At 69.9% G+C, this 11783-nt stretch carries 9 protein-coding genes; 4 read left to right on the top strand and 5 right to left on the bottom strand.

Annotation, left to right across the window (positions count from 1 at the left end; genetic code table 11):
* Positions 1–10: 10 nt before the first annotated feature.
* From iolB to iolC, 3 genes are all read right to left on the bottom strand, one after another.
* Positions 11–985 (bottom strand): 5-deoxy-glucuronate isomerase, encoded by a 975-nt coding sequence (iolB, locus tag G4Z16_RS22745; protein ID WP_197352535.1) that lies wholly within the window; start codon positions 983–985, stop codon positions 11–13.
* A 121-nt stretch (positions 986–1106) separates the two neighbouring features.
* Positions 1107–1988 carry a Cgl0159 family (beta/alpha)8-fold protein gene (locus G4Z16_RS22740; RefSeq protein ID WP_197352534.1) on the bottom strand — a complete coding sequence of 294 codons (882 nt, stop codon included), beginning with the start codon at positions 1986–1988 and terminating at the stop codon, positions 1107–1109.
* Positions 1989–2058: 70 nt separating this feature from the next.
* Positions 2059–3075, bottom strand: a complete 1017-nt coding sequence (iolC, locus tag G4Z16_RS22735) for a 5-dehydro-2-deoxygluconokinase (protein WP_197352533.1) — start codon at positions 3073–3075, stop codon at positions 2059–2061.
* 282 nt (positions 3076–3357) lie between these two features.
* Here iolC and G4Z16_RS22730 point away from each other — a divergent pair, with 282 nt between their 5' ends.
* From G4Z16_RS22730 to G4Z16_RS22715, 4 genes are all read left to right on the top strand, one after another.
* Positions 3358–4269, top strand: coding sequence for a sugar phosphate isomerase/epimerase family protein (locus G4Z16_RS22730; RefSeq protein WP_246531001.1), 912 nt, complete (start codon positions 3358–3360; stop codon positions 4267–4269).
* Positions 4270–4434: 165 nt separating this feature from the next.
* On the top strand, positions 4435–4629 hold the full coding sequence (locus G4Z16_RS22725; RefSeq protein ID WP_028436282.1) for a helix-turn-helix transcriptional regulator: 195 nt from the start codon (positions 4435–4437) through the stop codon (positions 4627–4629).
* Between the two features lie 195 nt (positions 4630–4824).
* Positions 4825–5043, top strand: a complete 219-nt coding sequence (locus G4Z16_RS22720) for a heavy-metal-associated domain-containing protein (RefSeq protein WP_028436281.1) — start codon at positions 4825–4827, stop codon at positions 5041–5043.
* A 35-nt stretch (positions 5044–5078) separates the two neighbouring features.
* Positions 5079–7424: a heavy metal translocating P-type ATPase gene (locus tag G4Z16_RS22715; RefSeq protein WP_197352531.1), complete on the top strand. Its 2346-nt coding sequence runs from the start codon at positions 5079–5081 to the stop codon at positions 7422–7424.
* A 610-nt stretch (positions 7425–8034) separates the two neighbouring features.
* On the opposite strand, the gene G4Z16_RS22710 is transcribed toward G4Z16_RS22715, so the two are convergent.
* Together G4Z16_RS22710 and recD2 are read right to left on the bottom strand one after the other, a co-directional pair.
* Positions 8035–9339, bottom strand: a complete 1305-nt coding sequence (locus G4Z16_RS22710) for a citrate synthase (RefSeq protein ID WP_197352530.1) — start codon at positions 9337–9339, stop codon at positions 8035–8037.
* 153 nt (positions 9340–9492) lie between these two features.
* Positions 9493–11736 (bottom strand): SF1B family DNA helicase RecD2, encoded by a 2244-nt coding sequence (gene recD2, locus G4Z16_RS22705; protein WP_197352529.1) that lies wholly within the window; start codon positions 11734–11736, stop codon positions 9493–9495.
* Between the last annotated feature and the right edge of the window lie 47 nt (positions 11737–11783).

Below are 11783 nucleotides of genomic sequence, written 5' to 3'. Positions count from 1 at the left end.
GGTACGGAGTTCACTGGCTCGTCTCTCCTTCCACAGTCGGTGCGTGGTAGAGCGGCAGCCTTGGATCGACAGGCTGCTCCTCCCAGCTGCCTCGGATCCAGGCGTGATCTGGATGGTCGCAGATAAGCCACGCACGCTCCAGACCCGGTCCGGCCATCACGTTCAGGTAGTACATGTCGTGGCCGGGCGCGGCGATGGACGGCCCGTGCCAGCCGTCGGGGATCAGCACGGCGTCGCCGTCGCGCACCTCCGCCAGCACGTCGGTGCCGCTGCCCGAGCCGGAAGGCGAGACACGCTGGTAGCCCATGCCGGGGACGGTGCCGGAGTCCGTGCGGTGCGGGGCGATCTCGAAGTAGTAGATCTCCTCCAGTTCGCTCTCCACACCGGGCCGGTCCTCGTCGTGCTTGTGCGGCGGGTACGAGGACCAGTTGCCGCCCGGCGTCAGCACCTCGACGGCGATGAGCTGGTCGGCCTCGAAGACGCCGGCGGCGCCGAAGTTGTTGACCTGCCGCGAGCAGTTGCCCCTGCCGCGCAGCTCGACGGGGACGGCCGCGGCGGGCCCGTAGCGTGCCGGCATCCGCCGGGTGCAGCGGGCCCCGGTGAGTGCGAAGCGCCCGCCGCCGGCACTGGTGATGCTCACCTCCGCGTCGCGCGGTACGTACGCGAAGTCGCTCACGCCGTCGAAGACGCTTGTGCGGCCGTGCAGTTCGAACGTCTCGCCCTCGGCCGCGACGGTGCAGCCGCCGCTGAGCGGGAGGACGATCCACTCGCTGTCCCCCGCGCCGAAGTCATGGGTGCCGCCGGGCTCCAGCTCCAGGACGCGCAGCGAGGAGTAGCCCCAGCCGGCCCGGCGCGGGTCGATGTCGAGGGTGTACTCGCGTGTGCGGGTGCTGCCCGCCGGAAGATGGAATCCGGTGCCGGAGCCCGCGGGTGCCCCGGCGCGCGCCGCCTCGCTCGTGCCTGTGGTGCCTGTCGTGCTCGTCATGTCCGCCATCCTCGGCCGTGTCGTCGCCACGGCCCGGTCGCCGTACTCGGGCCCTTTCCGTACTTGCGTCTCCTGCCAGGGTTGCCGCTCACGCGGCTTCGATCCATGGCGGCGCGGCCGGTCACAGCAGCCCGACCGCGGTGTCCACTGCCTCCGCCACGTCGCCGTCCGCCGGGTAGAGCAGGGACCGTCCCACCACCAGCCCGTGGACGGCCGGCAGCCGCAGCGCCGAGCGCCATTTCTCGTACGCGCCTTCCTGGTCGCCGTTGGTCTCCCCGCCCAGCAGGACCACCGGCAGGGTCGAGGTCTCGCACACCCACGTCATGTCGTCGGGGTCGTCGGCGACGGGGAGCTTGAGCCAGGTGTAGGCGGAGGTTCCGCCGAGTCCGGAGGCGATCGCGATGGAGCGGGTGATCGCCTCCGCGCTGAGGTCGTTGCGGATCTGGCCCTCCACGCGGCGGGAGATGAACGGCTCGACGAAGAGCGGCAGCCGGCGGGCCGCCATGTCGTCCACGGCGCGCGCGGTGGAGTGCATGGTGGCCAGCGAACCGGCGTCGTCGTAGTCGATGCGCAGCAGCGCCTTGCCGGCGTCGAAGCGCAGCCGTTCGATGTCCTCGGCGCGGTATCCCGTGAAGCGGTCGTCGAGTTCGTAGGAGGCGCCGGCCAGTCCGCCGCGGTTCATCGACCCCATGACGATCTTGTTCTCGAGGGCGCCCAGGAGCAGCAGGTCCTCCACGATGTCGGCGGTCGCCAGTACGCCGTCGACCCCCGGACGGGACAGGGCCAGCACCAGTCGCTCCAGCAGCTCCGCGCGGTTGGCCATGGCCAGTTCGCTGCCGCCGGTGCCCAGGGCCCCGCGGGCGGGGTGGTCGGCGGCGACGATCATCAGCCGGCCGCTCTCGCCGACCAGGGGGCGGCGGACGCGTCTGGCGGCAGCCTCCGCGATCGCCTCCGGGTGCCGGGCCCGTACGGCGACGAGGTCACAGATGCTGATGCTGCTCAAGTCGGTTGCTCGCTTTCGTGCTGGCCGCGGGCGCGGACGGACGCGGGGTCGGTGCCGGGAGGCGCGGCGGTCAGCCCCGCAGGAGTTCCTCGACCTCTGCGGCCGTGGGCATCGCGGTGGAGCAGGCGAGCCGGGAGGCGACGAGCGCACCCGCGGCGTTCGCGTACCGCATGAGGTACTCCAGGTCCCACCCGGCGAGCAGTCCGTGGCACAGCGAGCCGCCGAAGGCGTCGCCTGCCCCGAGGCCGTTGACGACCTCGACCGGATGCGGCGGCACTTCCACGCGGGTCCCGTCGCGGTGGGCGGCGAGCACCCCTTTGGGCCCCTGCTTGACGACGGCGAGTTCGACGCCCCGCTCCAGGAGCGCGTCGGCGCATGCCTGCGGCTCACGCGTGCCGGTCGCGACCTGGCATTCGTCGAGGTTGCCGACGGCGACGGTGGCGTTCGCGAGGGCCCGGCGGTAGTGCGGGCGTGCCTCGGCCATGACGTCCTCTTCGGTGGTCGCGCCGCCCTCGCCCCAGAACATCGGCCGCCAGTCCATGTCGAAGACCGTGGCCGTCCGGACGGGGTCCGTACCGGCCGGGTGCCTCACCCGGCTCTCCGCGCGGGCCTCCAGCGCGGTGAGTGTCGTCGTGCGGCTGGGCTCGGCGCACAGGCCCGTGCCCGTCACCCAGAAGATGTGCGCGGCCCCGATCGCGGCGAAGTCCAGGTCCTCCGGGACGAGTTCGAGGTCGGGGGCCTTGGGCTCGCGGTAGAAGTACAGCGGGAAATCGTCGGGCGGGAAGATCTCGCAGAAGGTCACCGGCGTCGGGTACTTCGCCACGGGCGTCACCCAGCGGTCGTCCACGCCGAAGCCTTGCAGCGCCTGGTGGCAGTACTCACCGAAGGGGTCGTTCCCGGTGCGGCTGATGACGGCGCTGGAGCGGCCCAGCCGTGAGGCGGCCACGGCAACGTTGGTCGCGGAGCCACCGAGGAACTTCCCGAACGTCTCGACCTGGGGCAGCGGAACACCGGTCTGCAACGGATAGATGTCGACGCCGATACGGCCCATCGTGACGACGTCGTGCGGCTCTTCCGTGACTGCCATGGATGCCCTCTCATGGGTCGTTCCCTCGGTCGGCCTCCTCATCGTCGGCGCTGACGGCAAAACCTGTCAATGATTTGTCCTTACATACTGACGTCCCCGTCGACATGGCGGTTCGGCGGCTACGGTGACCGCGGGACGGGACTCCCGGTTTACGTCCGTATGAAACGTTGTCCTTACATACTCTTGACAGTGGCGCCGCGCACCGAGTTGGCTCGCCCCCGTCGCACCGACGCGACGCCTCCGGCCCGTGACACGTACGTACAGCACAGCGAGGAGCCCTTCGTGACTTCTGCGACCCCTTCCCTCGACCGCATCCGGGTCGGCTCGGCTCCCGACTCCTGGGGCGTCTGGTTCCCGGAGGACCCGGAGCAGGTGCCGTGGCGGCGTTTCCTCGACGAGGTCTCCGAGGCCGGCTACGAGTGGATCGAACTGGGCCCGTACGGCTACCTGCCCACGGATCCCGCACGTCTCACGGAAGAGGTCGGGGCCCGCGGCCTCAAGGTCTCCGCGGGCACCGTCTTCACCTCCCTGCACCGCGGACCGGACGTGTGGGACGCCACCTGGGAGCACGTCGGCCAAGTCGCCGCCCTCACAAGGGCGATGGGCGCGGACAACCTCGTGGTCATCCCGTCCTTCTGGCGGGACGACAAGACGGCCGAGGAGATCGAGCCGCGCGAACTGACCGCCGAGCAGTGGCGGCACCTCGCGAGCGGCACCGAACGCCTGGCCCGTGAGGTGCGGGAGAAGTACGGGCTGGAGATCATGGTGCATCCGCACGCGGACACCCACATCGACACCGAGGAACACGTCGAGCGGTTCCTCGACGCGACCGACTCCGATCTGGTCAACCTCTGCCTGGACACCGGGCATTACGCGTACTGCGGCGGCGACAGCGTCAAACTGATCGAGACCTATGGCGAGCGGATCGGCTACCTGCACCTCAAGCAGGTCGACCCCACGATCCTCTCCGACGTCGTGGAGAAGGGGACACCCTTCGGCCCCGCGGTGCGGCAGGGCGTGATGTGCGAACCGCCGCTGGGCGTACCGGCGATGGAGCCCGTGCTCACCGCGGCCCAGGGTCTGGGCGTTGATCTCTTCGCCATCGTCGAGCAGGACATGTACCCGTGCCCGCCGGACCAGCCGCTCCCGATCGCCCAGCGCACGAGGCGGTTTCTGCGCGGGTGCGGCGCATAGCGGCGCCCGTTCCCGGTGTTGGCGCCCTGTCACGAGCGTCACCATTAGCCGGTCGCCACGTCACAGACCTTCAACAGGCCCTCCCCGTCGGTCACTCAGCGTCGTTCACCGGGCACAGGCTGATGATCAACAGCCACTTCTGTGGACCCTGTGGGAGGTGCCGAGTTGGCCGATCGACGACTCTGGTCGTACAAGGACATCGCCGCGCACATCGGAGTCCGGACGGACACTGTGCGCTCGTACCGGAAGCACGGCCTGCTGCCGCCGCCCGACCTCGTGGAGGGTGGCAAGCCCTTCTGGTACGCGGACACCGTCCGGGCCTGGGTCACCCGCCGCCCCGGCCATCGTGGAGGGCGGTGACGCGAGGCCGATGAACGCACCGGTCCTGCGAACGCAGGCCGAGGCCCCGGTGCCCTGCCCCCGAAGATACTCGGGGGCAGGGCACCGGGGCCTCTGTCATATTCGGAAGCACCGCACGGCACGGAGGGAATACCTAGGGGAGGTATAGCGGTTCTCACTTCCGCAGCCACCGGCGCGCCAGGACAGGGAGCGAAGATGAGCACAGTCACCACCACGTACAAGGTCAGCGGCATGAGCTGCGGGCACTGCGAGGGCGCCGTTTCCGGCGAGATCTCCGGGATCGAGGGCGTGACCTCCGTGAAGGCCGTCGCCTCCGCCGGCGAGGTCACCGTCACCTCCGCGACGGAACCCGACTACGAAGCGGTGCGAGCCGCCGTCGACGAGGCCGGCTTCGAACTGACCGGCCGCGCGTAGGCCCGCGTACCCCCATCGCGCCCGGGAGCACCACGATGACCAGCACCACGGAGCACGAAGCACCCAGCACCGGCGAGCAGCGTGTGGAGCTGTCCATCGGCGGGATGACCTGCGCCTCGTGCGCGGCCCGGGTCGAGAAGAAGCTGAACCGGATGGACGGGGTCTCCGCCTCCGTCAACTACGCGACGGAGAAAGCGAGGATCTCGTACGCGGACGCGGTGTCCGTCGACGACCTCATCGCCACGGTGGAGCGCACGGGCTACTCGGCACAGCCGCCACCGCCGCCGCCCGCGCCCGAACCGGAGGCGCCGTCCGCCGAGTCGGGCCACGGAACCGCCGATGACGGCGCGGAGAGCTCCGGTCCGGAGGCCGAATCCGCCAGCCCGGGCGAACTGGCCGCCCTGCGGCACCGCTTCCTCGTGGCACTCGTGCTGTCCGTGCCGGTGGTACTGCTGTCGATGGTTCCGCCTCTGCAGTTCGACAACTGGCAGTGGCTCTCACTCGCGCTCGCGTCGCCCGTGGTCGTCTGGGGCGGGCTGCCCTTCCACCGCGCCACCTGGACGAACCTGCGGCACGGCGCCGCCACCATGGACACCCTGATCACTGTCGGCACGCTGGCGGCCTTCGGCTGGTCGCTGTGGGCGCTGTTCCTCGGTGACGCCGGGATGCCGGGCATGCGCCACGGCTTCGAGTTCACCCTCTCCCCCGGCTCGGGCGGCGGCACGTCCACCCTGTATCTCGAAGTCGCCGCCGGCGTCACGACGTTCCTCCTGCTGGGGCGCTGTCTGGAGGCACGCGCCAAGCGGAAGTCGGGCGCCGCGCTGCGTGCGCTGATGCGGCTCGGAGCGAAGGACGTGGCGGTGCTGCGGGACGGCAGGGAGGTCCGGATCCCCGTCTCGCGGCTGGCTGTCGGCGACCGCTTCGTCGTACGCCCCGGGGAGACCGTCGCCACGGACGGCACCGTCGCGGAAGGCTCCTCGGCACTCGACACCTCGATGCTGACGGGCGAGCCGGTGCCGGTCGACGTGGGCGAGGGCGACGCGGTGACAGGCGCGACGGTCAATGTCTCCGGGCGGCTGGTGGTGACGGCCACGCGCGTCGGCTCGGACACCCAACTCGCCCGTATGGCACGGATGGTGGAGGAGGCGCAGAGCGGCAAGGCCGCGGTGCAGCGGCTCGCCGACCGGGTCTCGGCGGTGTTCGTGCCCGTCGTGCTGGTGCTGGCCGCCGCCACCCTCGCGGGCTGGCTCATGGCGACCGGTGACGCCGCTGCCGCATTCACTGCCGCCGTGGCGGTGCTCATCATCGCCTGCCCGTGCGCGCTGGGGCTCGCGACGCCGACCGCGCTCATGGTGGGCACGGGCCGCGGCGCCCAGCTCGGCATCCTGATCAAGGGTCCGGAGGTGCTGGAGTCCACTCGCCGCGTCGACACCGTCGTGCTCGACAAGACCGGCACCGTGACCACCGGCCGCATGGAACTCCACGACGTCGTCGCCGCAGAGGGCGTCACGGAGGACGAACTGCTGCGTCTCGCCGGTGCGTTGGAGGACGCCTCCGAGCACCCCATCGCACGCGCCATCGCGCGGGGCGCACGAGAGCGTCTCGGAGCGGACGCGCCGCCGTTGCCCACCCCCGAAGGCTTCGTGAACCTCGCGGGCCTCGGTGTGCGCGGCAGGGTCGAAGGCCGGGCCGTCGAGGTCGGACGGACCCCTTCCGGCGGACTGCCGGCGGACCTTGCGGAGGCGACGGCCGCGGCGGAGGCCGCGGGCCGCACGGCGGTCACGGTCAGCTGGGACGCCTCCGTGCGGGGTGTGCTGACCGTCGCTGACACGGTGAAGGAGACCAGCGCCCAAGCCGTACGGGAACTGCGCGCACTGGGGCTCGGGCCGGTGCTGCTGACCGGTGACAACAGGACCGTCGCGGAAGCCGTCGCCCGCGACGTCGGCATCCTGGACGCCGGGACCGCGTCCGAAGGCACGGTCATCGCAGGGGTGTTGCCAGAGGACAAGGCGGGCGAGGTGCGGCGGCTCCAGGCCGAAGGACGCACGGTCGCGATGGTCGGCGACGGCATCAACGACGCGGCCGCCCTGGCGAGCGCGGATCTGGGCCTGGCGATGGGCACTGGCACGGACGCGGCGATCGAGGCCGGCGACCTGACCCTCGTGCGGGGCGATCTGCGGGTGGCCGCGGACGCGATCCGGCTCTCCCGCAGGACTCTCGGCACCATCAAGGGCAATCTCTGGTGGGCCTTCGGCTACAACGTCGCCGCCCTCCCGCTGGCGGCCGCCGGGCTGCTCAATCCGATGATCGCGGGTGCGGCCATGGCCTTCTCATCGGTCTTCGTCGTCACCAACAGCCTGCGGCTGCGCCGCTTCAAGTGACCCGGCCCGCACCTTCGGGCCATCCGCGCCTCCGCGCCTCCGGACTGCCGGTCCCGGTGTCACCGGGACCGACAGAAGTGAGGGAAACGTGAAGATGCGGTGACGGTCATCCGGCGTCATTTCCGTACCAGTCACCCTTGATGCGGGAAATCCGGAATGACGAACTCCACCGTTCCGCACGCCCTGTGGGGGTACCGGCAACCCCTCGGGGCAACGAAAAGCGCCCCGCCGAGCAGGTCCCCCCACGGGCCTGTCGACGGGGCGCTTCCGTTTCCCGGTCACGGATTCCCCCCACGGGATCCTGGCCGGGTGCTTACTGGCTGCACGTACGGACGGGAGGGCCGCTCAAAGCTCCCCGCGCACGCTTGCCGATTCTGCTCACCGGGTCCGTCCCCCAAAGACGCACTCGGCAGTGGCTGCGGCTCCGCCGGGGTGCCGCTGCCACCCGGTTAGACGTCCGACCCTGGACAATGGTTACCCCCCAATTTCTGTGACCTATGTCTCTCCACGGTTCTGCACATACGGAAGGCCCCGATCCGCTTGAACGGGGCCTTCCGCGGACGTCTCCCAAGGGGGCGTCACGCACTGTACAGCAAACGTCACCCGTTGGTCAGCGGGATTCGATGGGTACGTACTCACGCTCGACGACGCCGGTGTAGATCTGCCGCGGGCGCCCGATGCGCGAACCGGGCTCCTTGATCATCTCGTGCCACTGGGCGATCCAGCCGGGCAGCCGGCCGAGAGCGAACAGCACCGTGAACATGCTGGTCGGGAATCCCATGGCCCGGTAGATCAGACCGGTGTAGAAGTCCACGTTCGGGTAGAGCTTCCGCTCGGTGAAGTAGTCGTCGCTGAGGGCGTGTTCCTCGAGTTTCAGGGCGATGTCGAGCAGTTCGTCACTCTTGCCGAGGGCCGAGAGGACGTCGTGCGCAGCCGCCTTGATGATCTTCGCCCGGGGGTCGAAGTTCTTGTAGACGCGGTGGCCGAAGCCCATCAGCTTTACGCCGTCCTCCTTGTCCTTCACCTTGCGGATGAAGGTGTCGACGTCGGAGCCCGACGCCTGGATGCCCTGGAGCATCTCCAGGACGCTCTGGTTGGCACCGCCGTGCAGCGGGCCCCAGAGGGCGTTGATGCCGGCCGAGATCGACGCGAACATGTTCGCCTGCGAGGAGCCGACGAGCCTCACCGTCGACGTGGAGCAGTTCTGCTCGTGGTCGGCGTGGAGGATCAGGAGCTTTTCGAGGGCGTTGACGACGACCGGGTCGAGCTCGAACTCCGCGGCCGGGACGGAGAAGGTCATCCGCAGGAAGTTCTCGACGTAGCCGAGGTCGTTGCGCGGGTAGACCACCGGGTGGCCGATCGCCTTCTTGTAGGCGTAGGCGGCGATCGTCGGCAGCTTCGCCAGCAGCCTTATGGTCGAAAGGTGCCGCTGCTCCTCGTCGAACGGGTTGTGGCTGTCCTGGTAGAAGGTCGACAGCGCACTGACCACGGACGAGAGCATCGCCATCGGGTGTGCGTCGCGCGGAAATCCGTCATAGAAGCGCTTGACGTCCTCGTGCAGCAGGGTGTGGCGGGTGATCTCGTCCTTGAACGCGGCCTGCTGGTCGACGGTGGGAAGTTCGCCGTGGATCAGAAGGTAGGCCGTCTCCAGGAACGTGCCCCGCTCCGCCAGCTGCTCGATCGGGTAACCGCGGTAGCGCAGGACACCGCCCTCGCCGTCGAGGTAGGTGATGGCGGATTTGTACGCGGCGGTGTTGCCGTAGCCCGAATCCAGGGTCACCAGACCGGTCTCGGCGCGCAGCTTGCCGATGTCGAAACCATGGTCGCCCACCGTGCTGTCGACCACGGGGAAGCTGTACTCATCGTCCCCGTACCGAAGTACTACAGAGTTGTCGTCGCTCACGTCTTCCCTCACCGACGTAGTGCCTCTTCTTCGAGGTGCCCTGGCCCTTTCCACTGTCTCCCACTGAGCGCGGTGCGGTGCACTCGGGGTCGGCCAAAGGGCTGTTTGATGGCACGCAGTGCCGTCCTATTCGTTCAACATCCTGCACCCTCCACGCGGCGCCGGTCACCCCCCGGAACCGCGGACGCTGCCGGGGAGAGCCGCCCCGCCGAGCAACCGGTGATCCAGGGCCGTGCACCGGCGGCCCGCGGAGACCGTGCGCACTGCCTGGCCGATCGCCCTCCGGGATCCCACGAGCACCACCAGACGCTTTGCCCGGGTGACGGCGGTATACAGCAGATTGCGCTGCAGCATCATCCAGGCACTCGTGGTGACGGGAATCACCACCGCGGGGTACTCGCTGCCCTGCGAGCGATGGATGGTGACGGCGTAGGCGTGGGCCAGTTCGTCCAGTTCGTCGAAGTCGTAGTCCACCTCCTCGTCCTCGTCCGTACGGACCGTCAGACGCTGGTCCTCCGTGTGGAGAGCCGTCACGACGCCGACGGTGCCGTTGAAGACGCCGCAGGCGCCCTTCTCGTAGTTGTTACGGATCTGGGTGACCTTGTCGCCCACCCGGAAAACCCGCCCGCCGAAGCGCTTCTCCGGGATGTCGGGCCGGGCCGGTGACACCGCCTGCTGCAGCAGCCCGTTGAGCGTGCCCGCTCCGGCCGGACCGCGGTGCATGGGCGTGAGCACCTGGACGTCGCGGCGCGGGTCGAGGCCGAACTTCGCCGGGATGCGCCGGGCCACGACGTCGACGGTGAGCTTTCCGGCCTCCTCCGCGTCGTCCTCCGCGAAGAGGAAGAAATCACTCAATCCGTGGGTGACGGGCTGGGCCCCGGAATTGATGCGGTGCGCATTGGTCACCACGCCGGACTGCTGCGCCTGCCGGAAGATGCGCTTCAGCCGCACGGACGGGACGGGCCCGCCCTCGGCGAGCAGATCCCGCAGCACTTCGCCCGCGCCCACGGACGGCAGCTGGTCCACGTCCCCCACCAGCAGCAGATGGGCGCCCGGCGGCACGGCCTTGATCAGCTTGTTGGCGAGCAGAAGATCGAGCATCGACGCCTCGTCGACGACGATCAGATCCGCGTCCAGAGGCCGGTCCCGGTCGTACGCGGCGTCACCGCCGGGCTTGAGCTCCAGCAGCCGGTGGACCGTGGAGGCCTCGGCCCCCGTCAGCTCCGCCAGCCGCTTGGCGGCCCTCCCGGTGGGGGCCGCGAGGACCACCCGCGCCTTCTTGGCCCGGGCCAGCTCCACCACCGACCGGACGGTGAATGACTTGCCGCAGCCCGGGCCGCCCGTCAGCACCGCCACCTTCTCGCTCAGCGCCAGCTGGACCGCCTGCCGCTGCTCGGGGGCCAGCTCGGCGCCCGTGCGCCCCGCGAGCCACCGCAGGGCCGCCTCCCAGTCGACCTCCTGGAACGCGGGCATCCGGTCCTCCGGGGCGCCCCGGAGCCGGCGAAGCTGAGCGGCGAGGGACACCTCCGCCCGGTGGAAGGGCACGAGGTACACAGCAGTGAGCGGCTGCCCGTCCTCACCGGGCACGGTCTCCTTCACCACTCCCTCCTCCTCGGCGGCGAGCTGCCCCAGGCAGTCGATGACGAGGCCCGCGTCGACCTGGAGCAGCTTGACCGCGTCGGAGATCAGCCGCTCCTCGGGGAGATAGCAGTGCCCCTGGTCGGTGGACTGCGAAAGGGCGTACTGGAGACCGGCCTTGACGCGCTCCGGACTGTCGTGCGGGATCCCGACCGCCCGCGCGATGCGGTCCGCGGTGAGGAAGCCGATGCCCCACACGTCGGATGCGAGCCTGTACGGCTGGTTCTTCACCACGGAGATCGAGGCGTCGCCGTACTTCTTGTAGATCCGCACCGCGATGGAGGTGGACACGTCCACCCCCTGGAGGAAGACCATCACCTCCTTGATGGCCTTCTGCTCGTCCCAGGCCGCGGCGATCTTCTCCGTACGCTTCGGCCCCAGACCCGGAACCTCGATCAGCTTGCGGGGGTCGGCCTCGATGACGTCGAGCGTGTCCGTGCCGAAGTGGTCGACGATGCGCTCGGCGATGCGCGGGCCGACGCCCTTGATGAGGCCGGAGCCGAGATAGCGGCGGATGCCCTGCACGGTCGCGGGCAGCACCGTCGTGTAGTTCTCCACGGTGAACTGGCGGCCGTACTGCGGGTGGGAGCCCCAGCGGCCCTCCATCCGCAGCGACTCCCCGACCTGCGCGCCGAGCAACGAGCCGACCACCGTGAGCAGTTCGCCGCCGCCACGCCCCGAGTCGACCCTGGCCACGGTGTATCCGTTGTCCTCGTTGGCATAGGTGATGCGCTCGAGGACCCCTTCGAGCACCGCGTTCTGGAATGCCATGTGACAGACCGTAACGCCCGCCACCGACAACACGGCAGGCCTGTGGA

Source organism: Streptomyces bathyalis, assembly GCF_015910445.1.
GTDB classification, from domain to species: Bacteria; Actinomycetota; Actinomycetes; order Streptomycetales; family Streptomycetaceae; genus Streptomyces; species Streptomyces bathyalis.
The sequence above is the reverse complement of the archived record's forward strand: the minus strand, read 5'-3'. Positions and strand labels throughout refer to the sequence as shown.